This window comes from Micromonospora sp. DT41 (genome assembly GCF_049841715.1).
GTDB classification, from domain to species: Bacteria; Actinomycetota; Actinomycetes; order Mycobacteriales; family Micromonosporaceae; genus Micromonospora; species Micromonospora profundi.
In genome coordinates this window covers 367,854-384,902 of sequence record NZ_JBNCKU010000005.1, presented here as the reverse complement: position 1 = coordinate 384,902, position 17,049 = coordinate 367,854, and the positions used below count along the sequence as shown (strand labels likewise).

Here is a 17,049-nt window from a genome sequence, read left to right as displayed (position 1 = left end):
CCGGTAGGCGTCGGGTTGCAACCTACTCGGAGGGATCGTCGGCGTCGTGCTTATCGGTCGGTCAACTCGTCGGGGGCGTCCCGGGGCGGTCGGCCGGCGGGGTGTCGTCCGGACGGTCCGTGCCGGACGGTCCCGACGGCGGGGTGCCCGGCTGATCCGACCCGGGCGCCTGGCCCGGAGTCGACGGGTAGCCCGGCTCCCCACTCGACTGATGACCCGGCTGGCCCGGAGCCTGCGGGTAGCCCGGCTGACCGGACCCCTGCGGATAGCCAGGCTGGTCCGGAGCCTGCGGGTAGCCCGGCTGACCCGGGGCCTGCGGGTAGCCCGGCTGACCCGGGGCCTGCGGGTAGCCCGGGTAGCTGGCCCCCGGAGTCGGCGGCTCCCAGCCCGCGGCGGGCTTGCGGAAGAACTCGTTGGCCTTGGGCAGGGCCAGCAGGATCAGCGCCGCGAGCAGTGCGAGCAGGCTGACGACGCCGAGCAGGACGCTTACCGGCGTGATCCAGGACGGCAGCGCCTCGTCCAGGCGTCGCTGGATCTCCTCGCCGCTCGGCATGTCACCGCTGGTGTCGCCGGTGGTGGTGAAGTTGCCGGCCACGCCGGTGAGCAGCGTGCCACCGACGCAGCAGACCATGATGCCACCGACGATCCAGGTGGTGATCCGTGCGGCGTTGCGGCCCTGGTTGTTGAAGATGGCCAGGACGCCCAGCACAATCGCGAGCAGGAGCACGAGGATGCTGCTGCCGAGGCCGAAGGCGAAGAAGACGTCCGCCACCTGGTCCGCGCCCTCGGCGGAACTGCCCGCGTACGCGTCGCGGAGCACGTCGCGCGACTTGCCGAGAGTGGAGAGGCTGAGGATAAGACTGATCACCTGGCACGCCAGGAACAGGAAAAGCAGATAACTGGAAATCGTCACGACGGACGGCCGCTGGCGGGCCGGCGTGCTCTGGGAATCGACCACGATTCTCCTTCCCTTAAGATCGCGCCCACACCGTATCGACAACCAGCCACCATGGCATGCCGGGTGGGTCACGCCGCGCCCGTGGGATACGCCTCAGCGCTCCCCGCCTGCCGTTCGGATCGCCAGGTCAGCGGGGTCGAGCAGGTCTCCCCGGGCGACCCGCCAGCCCTCTTCGCCGTACGCCTCGAAGGAGAGCCTGGAGTTCGAGCCGGACTGGTAGTCGTGGTAGCGCATCGTCCCGGCCGACGGCAGGCCGGTCTCCCCGACGGCGGTGTAGCGCGCCTGCCCGGTCTCGGACCAGGTGTACCGCCGCCCGCCGAGGTCGATGGTCGGGGCGCCGGGGGTGACTGTGGCGCCGGGCTCGGCGGTCCAGAGCACCAGTTCCAGGTCGGGGCCGCCGGCACCCTCCACGGAGAGCCGCCGCGCGGGGCCCGAGTTGTCGTCGAGGAGGTACTGCACCCAACTCCAGTCCCCCTCGACGAGGCGGATGGTGCCGTTAACGACGTACTCCCGCTCGCCGATCCGCACGCGGTCGCCCACGGCCAGCCGGTGCCGGCCGCCACGCGGTGCGTCCGTGGCCCCGCCGCGCGCCGGCCGACCGTCCGGCGACGCGCCGCCGGGCCGGGTCGCGGCCCGCACGACGACCACCAGCACGACCACGACGAGTACGGCCACCACCGCTACCAGGTACGCAAGCGCCCCGTCCACGCGACCACCTCCCCAGGTACGTCGGCGCAGACGGTAACAACCGTCGGCACCCAAACGAGTCGCGTCGTGACCGAAAGCTCAGCTACCTTCGGCATCCGCGGTGTCGCCGGGAGTGGCGGGCCGCACTGTGGACGGCGTGGTGGGTGGTTCATCCGGCGTCCCGGGTGGCGTCGGGGTCAGGTGCGCGGCCGGGTCCGGGCAGATCAGGTATCCGGCCGGGACGTACTGGCCCGGTGGAAGGAAACCGGGCATGCCGGGCGCCTGCGCCACGATCGGCAGCGGCGGGTACGCGTAGCCGGCCGGAATGAACGGGGCGACTGCGTAACCGGAGGGCGGTGCCGCGTCGGCGGGCGCGGGTCGCGGCACGAACCACCCGGCGGCCGGCGGCAGCGCCAGCAGCAGGACGACGGCACCGATGAGGGCGAAGACGGCGAGCACGCTCAGGCCCGTCATCGGGAAGAGCAGCTCGTCCAACGGGTCGGTGCCGGAGTAGAGCGTGTCGAGGAATTTCGACGTCTCCCACTCGTCGTCGAAGTCCGCCGACGACGGGGCCTCGATTTCCGGGGCGACCAGCATGGACACGAGGAACCCGGAGCAGCACTGGCCGAAGCAGACCAGCAGCTGAGCGCCGCTGGCGGCGAAGACGAGGATCCGCGCGATGTTCGAACCCCGGCGGAGCGGCCCGGCGGTGGCGGCGAGCCACCCCGCCAGCAGCACGGCCGGTACGCCGACGACCAGGGCCATCAGGACGTTGCCCTGGCGCTCGCTGGCCACCTCGGCCGGGTCGGCGTCGGGCACCAGCCGTGCGGCACGGGTGATCTGGCCATCGAAGTGCACTGCCTGGGCGACTGCCAACGCGGCGAGGCCGAGCAGGATCAGCGCGACGGCGAGTTGCAGCCAGAACGCGATGGTGACGGTGCCGGGGCGGGGCGGACGCGGCGCGGAGGCTGGCGAACTCATGGCTGGCAACGTACGGCGGAAGGCCGGGAATGGGCAGCACCGATCGGGCAGGCTCGATCGGCGAATGGATCATGCTGCGGTGAGTCGCTGGGTGGCGTAGTCGCCGACGGTGGAGCGCCCCATGACACAGCCGACGAACGTGGTGAACTCGGTGGGGTCGTCCCGCAGCGACGTCCAGGCCGATCGGGCCGCCGCCGGGTCGATCCGCTCCAACAGCGTGGCGCCGTACGCCCGGCCGGCAGGCGACCCCTTGGCCAGCAGCCGGTCGATCTGCTGGCGTACCTCGTCGGGGTGCTCGCCGTGGGCGGCCTCGACCCGGAGGTACGCCTTGGTCACCGGCAGCAGCGTGCCGGCGAAGCCGGTGCCGCCGAAGGCGAGCGTGTCAGCCTTCATCAACTCGTCGATGGCCGCGTCGAGGTCCCGCTGCCAAGCCTTGCGCATCCCGAACATGCCCCATCCTTTCCCCGCCCGACCCCACTCCACCCTGTTGATCAAGAGGTTTGCGTCATCAGCGGACACTGCCCCACGCGGAGGTCAGTAGCCGCGCCACTCCGCGCGGGCGTAGTCGAGGACCCTGGGGTGCAGCAACGTGGAGGCGGGCACGTCCAGGCGGGGACGATCGGCGGGGAAGGTTGCCGCCGACCGCAGCACCCCCGGGTCGAGGAAACGTAGCCGGGGCGCGTCGGCGGGCAGTTCCAGGGCCGGCGGGACGGTGCCCGGCGCGGCGAGCAGGAACCCCCAGTCGCCGAAGGACGGAACGTCCACGTGGTAGGGCACCGTGGCGAAGCCGGCCTCCCGCAGCGACGCCTCGATCGACCAGTACGACCGGGGAGCGAAGTACGGCGAGCCGGACTGCACCACCAGCCGCCCCTGGTCGGCGAGCACCGACCGGATCAGCGTGTAGAACTCGACTGTGTAGAGCTTGGCTGTCGCCGTCTCGTCCGGGTCGGGCAGGTCGGCGATCACCACGTCGAAACGATCGGCGGCGGTACGCAGCCAGCCGAAGGCGTCGGTGTTCAACACCCGCACCCGGGGGTCGTCGAGCGCGCCGCCGTTGAGCGCCCGCAACTGCGGCTCGGTGCGGGCCAACGCCACCACCGCCGGGTCGAGGTCGACAACTGTCACCCGGCGCACGTCCGGGTAGCGCAGGATCTCGCGGACCGCGAGGCCGTCACCGGCACCGAGGACCAGCACCTCACCGCGCGAACCGTTGAGCGCCGGATGCACGAGCGCCTCGTGGTAGCGGTACTCGTCGATCGAACTGAACTGGAGGTCGCCGTTGAGGAACAGACGCAGGTCGGTTTGGGCGTGGCCGACCTCGCGCACCGACCGGGTGAGCACGATCTCCTGGTAGCGGGAGCGCTCGGCGTGCACCACCGGATCCCGGTAGAGCTGCTGCCGGCTGGTCACCTCGAAGTCGGCGGCCGTCACCCACGCGTACCCCAGGCAGAGCGCGACCGCGACGGAGCCGGCGCCGATCACGAGCCGCGCCCGCCGGCTCAGCTCCGCCCGGAACACCGTGCAGACCAGGGCGACACCGGCCACCGCGTTCACCGCGCCGACCAGCAGGGCACCCTTGAGCTGGCCGAAGACCGGGATCAGCAGGAACGGGAAGGCGAGCCCGCCGAGCAGCGCGCCCACGTAGTCGGCCGCGAACAGGTCGGCCACCGCGCTGCCGGCGGCCTGCTCGCGGATGCGCTGCAACATCACCATGAGCAGCGGGATCTCCGCGCCGATCAGCAGGCCCAGCACGAAGGCGGTGCCGACGAGCGCGGGGCCGTACAGGTCGAGCCAGGCGAACGCGGCGTAGAGGCCGAGCACGGACAGGCCACCGAGCAGGGCGAGGGTCAACTCGATCACCGCGAACGCGGGGGCGGCCCGGGACTGCAACGGCTTGGCCGCCAGCGCCCCGACCCCCATCGCGAAGACCATCACGCCGAGCACTATCGACGCCTGCCCGACGGTGTCGCCGATCAGGTAGCTGCCGAGGGCGACCAGGGCCAGCTCGTAGACCAGCCCGCAGGCGGCACAGACGAAGACCGCGAGCAGCACCGACGCTCGGGCCAACCGCCAGCGGGGCCGCGCCCCGGAACCGCCGTCGACGGCCGCCGGCGCCTCGGTGCTCACGCCTTCCCTGGGTACGTCCGGCGGGCACCGCCCGGTTGTGTTGCCACGCTCATCAGATGATGGCGGCGGCGATGATCGCGCCGGTGGCCAGGTGCACCGCGGCCGACACCCACACGGCGGGGTGCGGCTCCGGGTCGACGAGCAGCTCACCCAACCGGCCCGGGGTCACGGCGTCGAGCAGCAGGAACGCGGCGGCCATGATGACCAGGCCGACGATCCCGTACGCCGCCGCGCCGATCAGGCCGAGGGTGAAGTCGTTGTCGCTCGCCACGATCGCCGCGACCACGATGATGCCGACGCCCAGCAGGTTCGAGGTGAGCAGCAGCGCCGCGTTGCGGTTGCGCTCGGCCCAGATCAGTTCGTGAAGCTTGCCGGGGGTGGCCAGATCCACCAGCCCGTAGCCGACGCCCATCAGGACGACGCCGACCACCCCGAAGGCGAGGGTGACCAGCAGGTCGGTGACGAGATTCTGCATAGGAGAGCTCCAGGGTGAGGGGGTCGGTCGTCAGGCTTACTTGCCGCTGCCGGGGCCGCCGCCCCGGACGCTGCTGCCGCGTCCCCAGCCCCAGTACGACCCGACGGTCGAGTGGTAGCGGGGGTTGGCGGTTTTCATGTCTTCGAGCAGGATCACCGAGCCGGTGGCGAGCGGCAGGATCACCACCGAGTCGTCGTCGTAGCGCAGGTACACGCCGCTGCTGTCGGTGTAGCGGTCGCTCGGCCGCCACTTGTCGGTCAGTTCCTTGGCGACCCGGTCCGGCGACTTCGACGAGGTGTATGCGATCGCTTCCCTGCCGATGTCCCGACTGGCCGCCCTCGTGTACTTGTCCTTCACGTAGCCGCGGGGCGAGAAGGTGCCGTTGACGATCGCGAAGCCGGCGACCAGCACGCCGACCACGGCGACCGCCATGCCCACCACGATCCAGCGTCGGTACGTCATCGCAGTGCCACCACCGTCTCGGTCAGGACCAGTTCGTTGGTCTGGGGGTACGCGTGCCAGGTACGCCAGCCGACCGACCCGTCCGGTGGGTCGGTGCGTACGGCAAGCGCGGTGACCGCGTCCGGGTCCCCGGGAAAGACCCCGACCAGGGCGTACGGGTCGACGGCGAGGTCGGCGCGGAGCGCTGTGATACGGGCGTGCAGCTCACCGGCGGCGGGACGCAGCACCGTGGCGCTGAACCGGTAGCCGCCCGCCTCGTCGTGCAGGGTGCCGGGCAGGTGCGGTGGGCGACCGGGCAGGCACGCCACCGTCTCGGTGAGCCCGTCCCCACCTGCGGAGTCGGTGAGCACTACCTGGTGGGACGCGCCGAGCAGACGCAGGCGCAGCCGCACGTCGCCGGGCAGTGTGAGGTCGCGGACGTGCAGCGCGGGACGCTCCGGGCCGCCGAGTGCCAGGCTCAGGTCCGCCGCGCAGGTGTCCACGTACGGGGTGTCGAGGCTGACCAGCACGTCAGACCGCTCCCGGTCCGGCCTGCGGGTACACCATCACGTCGGAGCGGTGCAGCTGCTCGCCCCGGGCAACCTCCCAGCCGGCCTGCCCGTACGCCTCGAAGGAGAGCCGCTCGCCGCTCGAGGTCCGGTAGTCGTGGTAGCGGACGGTGCCGTTCGGGTCGAGGCCGGTGCTGCCGACGGCCGTGTACCGGGCCTGGCCGGACTCCTCGGCGGTGTAGCGCCGGCCGGCGAAGTCGAGGGTGTGCGCACCCGGGGTGATCGTCGCGGCCGGTTCGGCCGTCCAGAGCACCAGCTCCAGGTCCGGGTCCTCCTCAACGGAGAGCCACCGCTTGTCACCGTCGACGGTGTCCAGCAGGTGCTCGGCCCAGCTCCAGCTGCCCTCGGCGAAGTGCACCGAACCGCGGACCGCGTACGACACGCGGCGGATCTCGACGATGTCGCCGGGCTTGAGCCTGCGCGGGTCGCCGCGCAGCGCGTCGCTGTCGGTGTCGCGGAACGGGTCCACGGGTGCCGCCGGCCGGGCCTGCTTGCGACTCTTGCGCAGGGCCACCAACGCCACCACGATCCCGGCGACTCCGACCAGACACCCGAGCGTCGTCACCACGTACGCCACGGAACCGTTCACGCCGACCACCTCCCCAAGTGCGTCGGCGCAGACGGTAACAACCCCGCGCACCTGGGGAAACTCAAGCGCAGCGCGGTAATCGCCCGACTACCGAACGTTCCGGCGGGGTGTCCCTGATTCAGGGGACAGCAAGAGCCGCCCCGCCGGCGGGGCGGGGTCGGCTCTTGGTGGGACGGCTCAGCCGGCGCTTACGGCCAGCCCTTCCTTGCTGTCGGCGAGGTCGACCTTGACCGTGTCGCCGTCGCGGATGGTGCCGGAGAGCAGGGCCTTGGCGAGCTGGTCTCCGATCGCGGTCTGGACCAGCCGGCGCAGCGGGCGAGCGCCGTAGATCGGGTCGTAGCCGTGCTCGGCGAGCCACTGACGCGCGGGCTCGGTGATGTCCAGCCCCAACCGGCGGTCGGCGAGACGGTTCCGCATCCGTTCGAGCTGGATGTCCACGATGGAACGCAGATCCTCACCGCGCAGCGCGGCGAAGACCACGATGTCGTCGAGACGGTTGAGGAACTCCGGCTTGAAGTGCGAGCGGACCACCGCGAGAACGCCCTCGCGGCGCTGCTCCTCGGCAAGCATCAGGTCGCTGATCACCGACGACCCGAGGTTGGAGGTGAGGATCAGGATCGCGTTGCGGAAGTCCACCGTGCGGCCCTGACCGTCGGTGAGCCGACCGTCGTCGAGCACCTGGAGCAGCACGTCGAAGACGTCCGGGTGGGCCTTCTCCACCTCGTCCAGCAGGATCACCGAGTACGGCCGGCGACGTACCGCCTCGGTGAGCTGCCCGCCCTCCTCGTAGCCGACGTAGCCGGGCGGGGCACCGACCAGGCGGGCGACGGAGTGCTTCTCGCCGTACTCGCTCATGTCGATGCGGACCATGGCCCGCTCGTCGTCGAAGAGGAACTCGGCGAGCGCCTTGGCCAGCTCGGTCTTACCGACGCCGGTCGGCCCGAGGAAGAGGAAGCTGCCGGTGGGGCGGTCGGGGTCGGCGACGCCCGCGCGTGCCCGGCGTACCGCGTCGGAGACCGCTCCGACCGCCTCGGCCTGGCCGACCACCCGGCTGCCCAGCGACTCCTCCATCCGGAGCAACTTGGCTGTCTCACCTTCCAGCAGCCGGCCTGCGGGGATGCCGGTCCAGGAGGCGACCACGGCCGCGATGTCGTCCGCGCCGACCTCCTCCTTGAGCATCGCCCCGTCGGCCTGGAGCTGGGCGAGTTCCTCCTCGGCCTGCTTCAGCTCGACCTTGAGGGCGGGGATCCGGCCGTAGCGCAGCTCGGCGGCACGCTCCAACTCGCCGTCCCGCTCGGCCCGCTCGGCTTCGCCGCCCAGGCGCTCCAGCTCCTCCTTGGCGGTGGAGAGCTTGGTGATGTGACTCTTCTCGGTCTGCCAGCGCTCGGAGAGCACTGTGAGCTGCTCACGCTTGTCGGCCAACTCCTGACGCAGCCGCGCCAGCCGCTCGGCGGAAGCGGCGTCCGGCTCCTTGGCCAGTGCCATCTCCTCGATCTCCAGCCGGCGGACCGCCCGCTCGATCTCGTCCACCTCGACCGGCCGGGAGTCGATCTCCATGCGGAGCCGGGACGCCGACTCGTCGACAAGGTCGATCGCTTTGTCCGGCAGGAACCGGTCGGTGATGTACCTGTCGGACAGCGACGCGGCGGCGACCAGCGCGGCATCGGTGATCCGGACGCCGTGGTGCACCTCGTAGCGCTCCTTGAGGCCACGCAGGATGCCGATGGTGTCCTCGATCGTCGGCTCGCCGACCAGCACCGGCTGGAAGCGGCGCTCCAACGCCGGGTCCTTCTCGATGTGCTCGCGGTACTCGTCAAGCGTTGTCGCACCGACCATCCGCAACTCGCCGCGGGCCAGCATGGGCTTGAGCATGTTGCCGGCGTCCATCGAGCCCTCGCCCTTGCCGGCGCCGACGACCGTGTGCAGCTCGTCGAGGAACGTGATGACCTGCCCGTTGGAGTTCTTGATCTCCTCCAGGACGGACTTGAGCCGCTCCTCGAACTGGCCGCGGTACTGGGCGCCGGCGACCATTGCGCCGAGATCCAGCGATACCAACTTCTTGTCGCGCAGCGACTCGGGGACGTCGCCGGCCACGATCCGCTGGGCCAGGCCCTCGACGATCGCGGTCTTGCCGACACCGGGCTCACCGATCAGCACCGGGTTGTTCTTGGTACGCCGGGAGAGCACCTGGATGACCCGGCGGATCTCCGAGTCGCGGCCGATGACCGGGTCGATCTTGCCGTCCCGTGCGCTGGCGGTCAGGTCGACGCCGTACTTGGCGAGGGCCTGGTAGGTCTGCTCGGGGTCGGCGGTGGTGACCCGCCGGTCGCCGCCCCGAACGGTCGGGAACGCGGCGACAAGGGTCTCCTCGGTGACGCCCGCCGACTTCAGCGCGCTGGCCACCGCGCCGCCGACCCGGGCGAGGCCGGCGAGCAGGTGCTCGGTGGAGGTGTACTCGTCACCCAGCGGGCGGGCGATCTGCTCGGCGGCACCGATGGCGTTCACGAACTCCCGGGCCAGTGTGGGCTCGGCGATGCTGGAGCCGCGGGCGGCCGGCAGGCCGTCCACAGCGCGCTGGGCCGCCCGACGCAACTCGGCGGGGTCGGCCCCGACGGCGCGCAGCAGGCCGGTGGCTGTCGAACCGTCGGTGTCGAGCAGCGACAGCAGCAGGTGCCAGGGCTCGACGGTGGCGTGGCCGCGCTGGTTCGCGAGTGCGACGGCGCCGGTGATGGTCTCGCGGCTCTTGGTGGTGAGGCGTTCGGCGTTCATGGGCTCCCCCGGATCGGCGTTGTCCATTGGTTTGGACACAACCAGAGTTGAGCGTATTCCACTCAACCTTACCGCTGTGACACCCATCACTCGCGGGGACGCCACCGCCAGTCAGGGCCGTCGATTGCCGAGGGCCACTCATCTCCGGATCTGCCGCCCGCCCCGGAAGCTGTAGCCTTGCCCGGTGCGAGTACGTGTCGAGCAAACCGCCCTGCCGGGCATCGGCGTACGTCATGATCTGGTGACGGAGTCTGGACGCCGCCTGGGAGTCGTTTCCCACCGGAACGGCCGCCGCGATCTTGTCCTCTACGACCCGGACGACCCCGATTCCTGCCAGTCAGACATCCCGCTCACCGACGACGAGGCGGAGGCGTTGGCCGACATCCTCGGCGCGTCGCTGATGCTCGGCCAACTGTCCGGGCTGCGCGAGCAGGCCGCCGGTCTGCTCACCGAGCAGATCGCCATCCCGGCCGGCTCGCGGTACGTCAACCGGATGCTCGGTGACACGAAGGCACGCACCCGCACCAGCGCCTCCATAGTGGCGGTGCTGCGCGACGGCGAAGTCAACGTCTCACCGCTTCCCACCTTCCGCTTCGCAGCCGGCGACGTGGTGGTCGTTGTCGGGACCCGCAAGGGGCTCGACGGCGTGTCCGCCATCCTCGCCGACAGTGACCCGGACGGCTGAGGCGGATGCACGATTCCACAACTCTTCTCGTCGAAGTCGGCGCGCTACTTCTCCTCCTCGGGATCCTCGGGCGGCTCAGCCGCAGGGTAGGCCTGTCACCCATCCCGCTCTACCTGCTCGCCGGGCTCGCCTTCGGCCACGGCGGGTTGCTACCGCTGGACGCCAGCGAGGAGTTCTTCGCGGTCGGCGCCGAGATCGGCGTCATCCTGCTGCTGGTCATGCTCGGGCTGGAATACTCGGCGAACGAACTGGTCGGCAACCTCCGCTCGGCTGCTCCGGCCGGCCTCATCGACGGCGTACTCAACGCGTTGCCCGGCGCGGCCTTCGCCCTGCTGCTCGGCTGGGACTGGGTCGCCGCCCTGGTGCTCGGCGGCATCACCTGGGTCTCCTCCTCCGGCGTGATCGCCAAGGTCCTCGGCGACCTGGGCCGGCTCGGTAACCGGGAAACCCCGGTGATCCTCTCGGTGCTCGTCATCGAGGACCTGGCGATGGCGCTCTACCTGCCGCTGGTCACCGCCGTCCTCGCCGGCACCGGCCTGATCGGCGGCGGCATCGCCCTCGCCGTCGCGGTGGGCACCGTCCTGCTGGTGCTGGTCGTCGCCATCCGGTACGGCCACCTGATCTCGGCCGCACTGTCGGCGAGGGATCCGGAGGCTCTGCTGCTCGGCGTCCTCGGCCTGACCCTGCTGATCGCGGGAGTCGCCGCGAAACTCCAGGTGTCGGCGGCGGTCGGCGCGTTCCTGGTCGGCATCGCGCTCTCCGGGCCGGTGGCGCACCACGCCACCGAGATGCTCTCCCCGCTGCGGGACCTGTTCGCGGCGGTGTTCTTCGTCTTCTTCGGCCTGGTCACCGACCCACGGGACATCCCGCCGGTGCTGCTGCCGGCGCTCGCGCTGGCCGTGATCACCATGGCGACGAAGACGCTCACCGGGTACCTCGCTGCCCGCCGGGTCGGCATCGGCGAGCCCGGTCGCTGGCGGGCCGGCCTGGCACTCGTACCCCGTGGGGAGTTCTCCATCGTCATCGCCGGACTGGCGGTGGCGGCCGGCAGCGTCGAGCCGCGGCTGGCCGCGCTGGCCACGGCCTACGTCCTGATCACCGTGGTGACCGGTCCGATGCTGGCCCGGCTGCCGGACTTCCAGTGGTTCAAACGGTGGCTACGCGCCCGCGCGCTGATCCAACGAAGCGCGCCGATACCCATCCCCGACTGACCTCGCCGCCGCCGCTGTCGTGCCGTTGACCAGCACGACAGCGGCGGCGATGGTCAGCGGCTCGTCCGTTCACACAAGCACAGCCAACGGTTGCCGAATTGCGCCCCTGCGGGTACTACCGCAGCAACCGGCGGGCAGGTTACCGTTTCGCCCCAGCAGCCACGGTCCGCAGGCCAGTGCCAGCGCGGGCGAGAGCGGAAGGTTGGCCGGTGAGCGTGCAGGAGTCGACGTTCCACGGCTTTGCCAACCCCGTCGATCCGACTCCGGCGGAGTTGCGAGCCTGGGCATTCCAGCCCGATTCGGTGCCGCTTACTTCCATGCCACCCGACTGGGATCTCCTCGTCTCCGGCGACCGGCTGGTGCTGACGCTCTTCGACCTGGCCATGGACCCGACCTGCCCGGCTCGACGCTTCGCGCTGCACTGCCTCTACATCTACGCCGCCGACGGCATCCGGACGAAATTCCGCGCCCACCCCAAGCGGCGCTTCCGCAAGCTGGTCGAGCAGGCCGAACGCGACGGCGACGAGCTGATGAGGATCTGGGCGCACAACGGCCGGGTACTCCTCGCCCGACCGGACCTGTTCGTCTACCGGGACTGGTGCGAAGGCGGCCTGGTTCGCGAGAACCGCCGCCTCGGCTGACACGCACCCGGCTGCCGAGGCGACGATGAGCGACGGGCCGGGACCCCCCGTGGGTCCCGGCCCGCACATCGTTACCGGTCAGTCCTGCTTCCGACCGGATTCTGGCCGAGCGCTGTCGCCCTGGTCAGCACGGCCACCGTGGTCGGCGCGATCACCGCGGTCGGCCTCGTCGGCGCGGTCACCGTGGTCGGCGAACCGCCCTTCGACGATCCGGTCCCGGAAGCTTCCCTCGGTCACCTTGTCGAACTTCTCGCGGACGGTGTCGGCCAACCGTTCCAGCCGCTCCTCCGTCTGCTCCGCCAAGTTCTTCGCCGGCCCCGCCATCGTTCCCCCTCATCGCGCCGATAGGCCCGAATTAAGGCGGTAGGACCCGTATTGACAGGCTAACGGAAACGGTCCGGCCCGCGCCGGAAAACCGACACGGGCCGGGGGCCAGGAACGACGAAAGTGAGCTGCGGGTCAGCGATCCGGCGTGCGGCGGGGACGCCACACCACAAGCGCCGTGGACGTGCGGTTGGTCGGCACCAGGTCGCGGCCCGGGAAGCGGGCCAGCGACTCCAGCTCGGCCACCCGGCGGTACGCGGCGTCCAACTCCGCCTCCAGCCGGGCCACCCGCTGCTGCGCCTGCTCCAGCAGCCGTTCCAGCCCGATGATCCGCTTGACGCCGGCCAGGTTGATCCCGTCGTCCTGACTGAGCCGTTGCACCTCGCGCAGCAGCACCACGTCCCGAACGCTGTACCGGCGTCCGCCGCCAGCGGCCCGGCCCGGCTGCACCAGCCCCAGCCGGTCGTACTGGCGCAGGGTTTGTGGGTGCATCCCCGCCATCCGTGCCGCGACCGAGATCATGAGCACCTTGGCCTCGTAGGCCGGGTCACCCGAACCGAGGAACTCGCCCGACATCCCGCTCACCTCCGCGTCCACCCCACCGGACTAACTGACCCGACGCACCCGGGCGTCGAGATGTTCCCGCGCCGCCGCCGGACTCTGCTCGGCGAACGCCTCAAGTGCCGTGCGCGCCTCGTCAGACAGTCGGGCCGGCACCACCACCTCCAGCGTGACAAGCAGGTCGCCGGCCTGCCCGTCGCGGCGGACCACACCCTTGCCCCGGGCCCGCAGCACCCGCCCGCTGGGCGTGCCCGGCGGAACCCGCAGGGTTACCGCACCGTCGAGCGTGGGCACCCGCAGGTCCGTGCCGAGCACGGCCTCCGCGAAGGTGACCGGCACGGTCAGTGTCAGGTCGTCTCCGGTACGCCCGAACAGCTCGTCCGGTCGAACCTTGACGTGCACGAAAAGGTCGCCGGCCGGCCCGCCGCGCTCACCTGGCTCGCCGCGCCCGGCAAGCCGGATCCGCTGGCCGTCTGCCACTCCGGCCGGGAAGCGCACGTTGAGCGTGCGGGTCTTTGTGACACCGCCGCTGCCGTGGCACTCCGGGCACTTCTCCTCCACGACCGTGCCGACACCCTGACAGTTGCGGCACGGCTCGGAGAAGCTGAACGACCCCTGGTCCCGGGTCGTCACCCCGGCGCCGTGGCACACCGGGCAGGTGCGCGGCTGGGTGCCGGGCTTGGCACCGTTGCCGTGGCAGGTGTCGCAGACGCCCGGAGCACGCAGCGTCAGCGGCAGGGTCACCCCGCGGACCGCGTCGCCGAAGTCCAGCGCCACCTCGGCCTCCACGTCCCGGCCCCGGGCCGGACCACGCGCAGTTGCCTGCCCGCCGGCCTGCCCGCCGGAGAAGATCGAGCTGAACAGGTCCTGGAAACCGGCGCCGCCGAAGCGACGGTCACCGCCACCGCCCGCGCCGCCGTTGAACAGGTCGGACACGTCGAACGGCATGCCGCCCGGCTGGCCGGAGCCGCGGGCGTTGCGCCGGAACGCGCCCGAGCCGAACAGCGAACGCATCTCGTCGTACTCCCGGCGACGGCCGGCGTCCGACAACACGTTGTACGCCTCGGACACGGCCTTGAACCGCTCCTCGGCCTTCGGGTCGCCCGGGTTGTGATCCGGATGCGATTCCCGGGCCAGCTTGCGGTACGTCTTCTTGATGTCATCAGCGGAGGCGGCCTTGTCCACGCCGAGCACGGCGTAGAAGTCCTTCTCGAGCCAGTCCTTCGAACTCACCGGTCCACCTCCTTTCGACCGTCGTGGCCCGGCCGCCCCGCCCACCGCTGCGCGGGGGACGGGACGGCCCGGTCACTGTCTCGCACTATTCCGGATCCGCGACCGCGACCAGCGCGGGGCGCAGCAGCCGCTCACCGAGCTGGTAGCCGCGGCGCATGACCTGCACGCAGGTCGGCTCGCTGACGTCGGCCGAGGTCTGGTGCGCGACCGCCTCGTGCCGGGTCGGGTCGAACGGGTCGCCCTGCTCGCCGAAGGCGGCCAGGCCGAACTTGCCAAGCGCGGCGGTGAGCTGTTCCGCCACCGATCCGAACGGCCCGACCAGGTCGCCGTGTTCCCTGGCCCGGTCCAGGTCGTCAAGGATCGGCAGCAGCGCGGCCAGCACCGAGCCGGTCGCCTGCTCCTGCACCAGGCTGCGGTCCCGGTCGACCCGCTTGCGGTAGTTGGCGTACTCCGCCGACACCCGCTGCACGTCCCTGGTCCGCTCCTCCAACTCGGCCCGGAGCGCCTCAAGCTCGGCACCGAGTGACGTCCCGGTGCCGCCGCCGTCGACGGGCTGCGCCGGGGCGTCCACCACCGGCGGACCGGACGGCGTCGACCCGTCCACAGAGGTCGCCTCGATCTCGATCTCGTCGACCACTACCTCGGCATCCTCGACGAGGCCCTCGGCCGAGACGTCGCTCCCCGCGTCGGTGGCGGTGCCCTCCGGCTCCGTCGTGTCGGTGAGCTTGCGGTTGTTGCGGATGACCACCCGCTCCTCGTCGCCGGTGGCTGGCTCCGTGGGCGCGGAGCCACCCGGCGTCGACCCGGCGTCGTCCGGGTCGGCGGCTCGTGACTTCTGCGTCATGCGGCTACCTCATCCCTTCGCCGTGGATACGTCCCGGAGGCCGATCGTCACTTCTTGCCGTCCTCGTCCACGATCTCCGCGTCGACGACGTCGTCGGGACCGCCGGCAGCACCCGCCTGCGGACCGGTCGCACCGGCCGCACCGGGGCCTGCCGCACCCGGGCCGGCCTCGCCGCCGGGCTGCTGGCCCTGCTCGGACTGAGACGCGTAGAGCAGCGAGCCGGCCTGCTGGGAGACCTGCGCCAGCCGCTCGTGCGCCGACTTGATCTTCTCGATGTCCTGACCGCCGAGGGCACCACGCAGCTCGCCGAGCGCCTCGTTGAGCTGCTCCCGGTTCTCGCTGGGCAGCTTGTCGCCGCTCTCGGCGAGGAACTTCTCGGTCTGCCACTGGAGCGCCTCGGCCACGTTGCGGGTCTCGGCGTCGTCGCGGCGGCGCTTGTCCTCCTCCGCGTGCTCCTCGGCGTCCCGGCGCATCCGCTCGATGTCGTCCTTCGGCAGCGAGGAGCCGCCGGTGATCGTCATCTTCTGTTCCTTGCCGGTGCCCAGGTCCTTGGCGTGCACGTTGACGATGCCGTTGGCGTCGATGTCGAAGGCGACCTCGATCTGCGGCACGCCGCGCGGCGCCGGCGGAAGGCCGGTGAGCTCGAAGGTGCCGAGCTTCTTGTTGTAGGACGCGATCTCCCGCTCACCCTGGAACACCTGGATGAGCACCGACGGCTGGTTGTCGTCCGCCGTGGTGAAGACCTCGGAGCGCTTGGTCGGGATCGTGGTGTTGCGCTCGATCAGCTTGGTGAAGATGCCGCCCTTGGTCTCGATGCCCAGGCTCAGCGGGGTCACGTCGAGCAGCAGGACGTCCTTGACCTCGCCCTTGAGCACGCCAGCCTGGAGGGCGGCGCCGACGGCGACGACCTCGTCCGGGTTGACGCCCTTGTTGGGGTCGCGACCGGTGAGCTGCTTGACCAGGTCGGTGACGGCCGGCATCCGGGTGGAACCGCCGACCAGGATCACGTGCTCGACGTCGGAGATCTTGATCCCGGCGTCCTTCACGGCCTGCTCGAACGGGCCCTTGCAGCGGTCCAGCAGGTCCTGCGTCATCCGCTGGAACTCGGCCCGGCTGAGCGTCACGTCGAGGTGCAGCGGGCCGGCCGCGCCAGCGGTGATGTACGGCAGGTTGATGTTGGTGGTGGTGGCGGCGGACAGCTCGATCTTGGCCTTCTCGGCGGCCTCACGGAGCCGCTGGAGCGCCATCTTGTCCTGGCTCAGGTCGATGCCGTGCTCGCCGCGGAACGTCTTGACCAGGTGGTCGATGATCCGCTGGTCCCAGTCGTCACCACCGAGCTGGTTGTCACCGCTTGTGGACTTGACCTCGACAACGCCCTCGGCCAGCTCGAGCAGCGACACGTCGAAGGTGCCGCCGCCGAGGTCGAAGACCAGGACGGTCTGCTCCTTGGAGCCCTTGTCCAGCCCGTACGCCAGGGCGGCAGCGGTCGGCTCGTTGACGATCCGCAGCACGTTGAAGCCGGCGATCTCACCGGCCTCCTTCGTCGACTGGCGCTGGCCGTCGTTGAAGTAGGCGGGAACGGTGATCACCGCATCGGTGATCTGCTCACCCAGGTACGCCTCGGCGTCCCGCTTGAGCTTCATGAGGGTCCGGGCCGAGATCTCCTGCGGGGTGTACTTCTTGCCGTCGATGTCGACGGACCAGTTGGTGCCGATCTCCCGCTTGACCGAGCGGATCGTCCGGTCCGGGTTGGTCACCGCCTGGCGCTTCGCGACCTCACCGACGAGCACCTCGCCGTTACGGGCGAACGCGACGATCGACGGGGTCGTCCGCGAGCCCTCAGCGTTGGCGATGACGGTGGGCTCACCGCCCTCGAGAACGCTGACGCAGGAGTTCGTCGTGCCGAGGTCGATACCGACCGCACGTGCCATCTTCGCTTCCTCGCTTCGTAAGG

At 70.9% G+C, this 17,049-nt stretch carries 18 protein-coding genes; 3 read left to right on the top strand and 15 right to left on the bottom strand.

Going from position 1 to position 17,049, the window contains the following annotated elements; all coding sequences use genetic code 11:
- Positions 1–61: 61 nt before the first annotated feature.
- The 10 genes from ACLQ23_RS12610 to clpB all read right to left on the bottom strand — a co-directional run bounded on the left by ACLQ23_RS12610 (position 62) and on the right by clpB (position 9,596).
- Entirely contained in the window at positions 62–958 is an 897-nt protein-coding gene (locus tag ACLQ23_RS12610; protein ID WP_425880676.1) for a hypothetical protein, read from the bottom strand.
- Between the two features lie 93 nt (positions 959–1,051).
- A complete protein-coding gene (locus ACLQ23_RS12605; RefSeq protein ID WP_425734962.1) occupies positions 1,052–1,666 on the bottom strand; it encodes a DUF4178 domain-containing protein in 615 nt (204 codons plus the stop codon).
- A gap of 78 nt (positions 1,667–1,744) precedes the next feature.
- Positions 1,745–2,626, bottom strand: a complete 882-nt coding sequence (locus ACLQ23_RS12600) for a hypothetical protein (protein WP_355587758.1) — start codon at positions 2,624–2,626, stop codon at positions 1,745–1,747.
- 69 nt (positions 2,627–2,695) lie between these two features.
- Positions 2,696–3,076: a hypothetical protein gene (locus tag ACLQ23_RS12595; protein ID WP_355587756.1), complete on the bottom strand. Its 381-nt coding sequence runs from the start codon at positions 3,074–3,076 to the stop codon at positions 2,696–2,698.
- 84 nt (positions 3,077–3,160) lie between these two features.
- The gene (locus ACLQ23_RS12590) at positions 3,161–4,753 is read right to left on the bottom strand and encodes a polyamine aminopropyltransferase (RefSeq protein ID WP_355587754.1); all 1,593 of its coding nucleotides are present in this window, start codon (positions 4,751–4,753) and stop codon (positions 3,161–3,163) included.
- A gap of 52 nt (positions 4,754–4,805) precedes the next feature.
- Entirely contained in the window at positions 4,806–5,228 is a 423-nt protein-coding gene (locus ACLQ23_RS12585; protein ID WP_053651913.1) for a DUF350 domain-containing protein, read from the bottom strand.
- Positions 5,229–5,264: 36 nt separating this feature from the next.
- On the bottom strand, positions 5,265–5,690 hold the full coding sequence (locus ACLQ23_RS12580) for a DUF4247 domain-containing protein (protein WP_425880675.1): 426 nt from the start codon (positions 5,688–5,690) through the stop codon (positions 5,265–5,267).
- On the bottom strand, positions 5,687–6,199 hold the full coding sequence (locus ACLQ23_RS12575) for a DUF2617 family protein (RefSeq protein WP_425880674.1): 513 nt from the start codon (positions 6,197–6,199) through the stop codon (positions 5,687–5,689). Before ACLQ23_RS12575 ends, ACLQ23_RS12580 begins: the two co-directional genes overlap by 4 nt.
- A gap of 1 nt (position 6,200) precedes the next feature.
- Positions 6,201–6,827: a DUF4178 domain-containing protein gene (locus ACLQ23_RS12570; protein ID WP_425880673.1), complete on the bottom strand. Its 627-nt coding sequence runs from the start codon at positions 6,825–6,827 to the stop codon at positions 6,201–6,203.
- A 177-nt stretch (positions 6,828–7,004) separates the two neighbouring features.
- On the bottom strand, positions 7,005–9,596 hold the full coding sequence (gene clpB, locus ACLQ23_RS12565) for an ATP-dependent chaperone ClpB (protein ID WP_355588467.1): 2,592 nt from the start codon (positions 9,594–9,596) through the stop codon (positions 7,005–7,007).
- A gap of 184 nt (positions 9,597–9,780) precedes the next feature.
- On the opposite strand from clpB, the gene ACLQ23_RS12560 reads away from it, so the two are divergent.
- The 3 genes from ACLQ23_RS12560 (at position 9,781) to ACLQ23_RS12550 (ending at position 12,133) form a co-directional block, all read left to right on the top strand.
- A complete protein-coding gene (locus ACLQ23_RS12560; protein WP_053651907.1) occupies positions 9,781–10,281 on the top strand; it encodes a cation:proton antiporter regulatory subunit in 501 nt (166 codons plus the stop codon).
- A 5-nt stretch (positions 10,282–10,286) separates the two neighbouring features.
- Positions 10,287–11,492, top strand: a complete 1,206-nt coding sequence (locus ACLQ23_RS12555) for a cation:proton antiporter (protein WP_355587745.1) — start codon at positions 10,287–10,289, stop codon at positions 11,490–11,492.
- Between the two features lie 209 nt (positions 11,493–11,701).
- Complete coding sequence (locus ACLQ23_RS12550) at positions 11,702–12,133, top strand: hypothetical protein (protein ID WP_425880672.1); 432 nt, start codon at positions 11,702–11,704, stop codon at positions 12,131–12,133.
- A 78-nt stretch (positions 12,134–12,211) separates the two neighbouring features.
- Here the strand turns inward: ACLQ23_RS12550 and ACLQ23_RS12545 are convergent, their stop codons facing one another.
- From ACLQ23_RS12545 to dnaK, 5 genes are all read right to left on the bottom strand, one after another.
- Positions 12,212–12,457: a hypothetical protein gene (locus ACLQ23_RS12545; RefSeq protein WP_425880671.1), complete on the bottom strand. Its 246-nt coding sequence runs from the start codon at positions 12,455–12,457 to the stop codon at positions 12,212–12,214.
- Positions 12,458–12,592: 135 nt separating this feature from the next.
- On the bottom strand, positions 12,593–13,033 hold the full coding sequence (locus ACLQ23_RS12540; RefSeq protein ID WP_030332087.1) for a heat shock protein transcriptional repressor HspR: 441 nt from the start codon (positions 13,031–13,033) through the stop codon (positions 12,593–12,595).
- Between the two features lie 30 nt (positions 13,034–13,063).
- The gene (gene dnaJ, locus ACLQ23_RS12535; RefSeq protein WP_355587741.1) at positions 13,064–14,251 is read right to left on the bottom strand and encodes a molecular chaperone DnaJ; all 1,188 of its coding nucleotides are present in this window, start codon (positions 14,249–14,251) and stop codon (positions 13,064–13,066) included.
- 85 nt (positions 14,252–14,336) lie between these two features.
- A complete protein-coding gene (grpE, locus tag ACLQ23_RS12530) occupies positions 14,337–15,095 on the bottom strand; it encodes a nucleotide exchange factor GrpE (protein WP_355587739.1) in 759 nt (252 codons plus the stop codon).
- A gap of 47 nt (positions 15,096–15,142) precedes the next feature.
- Positions 15,143–17,026, bottom strand: a complete 1,884-nt coding sequence (gene dnaK / locus ACLQ23_RS12525; protein ID WP_355587737.1) for a molecular chaperone DnaK — start codon at positions 17,024–17,026, stop codon at positions 15,143–15,145.
- Positions 17,027–17,049 lie beyond the last annotated feature (23 nt).

What these genes read in the sequence shown, in the direction of transcription:
- ACLQ23_RS12600 (WP_355587758.1), bottom strand. Translation starts at nt 2,626, where the DNA reads ATGAGTTCGCCAGCCTCCGCGCCGCGTCCGCCCCGCCCCGGCACCGTC.
- ACLQ23_RS12595 (WP_355587756.1), bottom strand. Translation starts at nt 3,076, where the DNA reads ATGTTCGGGATGCGCAAGGCTTGGCAGCGGGACCTCGACGCGGCCATC.
- ACLQ23_RS12585 (WP_053651913.1), bottom strand. Translation starts at nt 5,228, where the DNA reads ATGCAGAATCTCGTCACCGACCTGCTGGTCACCCTCGCCTTCGGGGTG.
- ACLQ23_RS12580 (WP_425880675.1), bottom strand. Translation starts at nt 5,690, where the DNA reads ATGACGTACCGACGCTGGATCGTGGTGGGCATGGCGGTCGCCGTGGTC.
- clpB (WP_355588467.1), bottom strand. Translation starts at nt 9,596, where the DNA reads ATGAACGCCGAACGCCTCACCACCAAGAGCCGCGAGACCATCACCGGC.
- ACLQ23_RS12555 (WP_355587745.1), top strand. Translation starts at nt 10,287, where the DNA reads ATGCACGATTCCACAACTCTTCTCGTCGAAGTCGGCGCGCTACTTCTC.
- ACLQ23_RS12545 (WP_425880671.1), bottom strand. Translation starts at nt 12,457, where the DNA reads ATGGCGGGGCCGGCGAAGAACTTGGCGGAGCAGACGGAGGAGCGGCTG.
- ACLQ23_RS12540 (WP_030332087.1), bottom strand. Translation starts at nt 13,033, where the DNA reads ATGTCGGGCGAGTTCCTCGGTTCGGGTGACCCGGCCTACGAGGCCAAG.
- grpE (WP_355587739.1), bottom strand. Translation starts at nt 15,095, where the DNA reads ATGACGCAGAAGTCACGAGCCGCCGACCCGGACGACGCCGGGTCGACG.
- dnaK (WP_355587737.1), bottom strand. Translation starts at nt 17,026, where the DNA reads ATGGCACGTGCGGTCGGTATCGACCTCGGCACGACGAACTCCTGCGTC.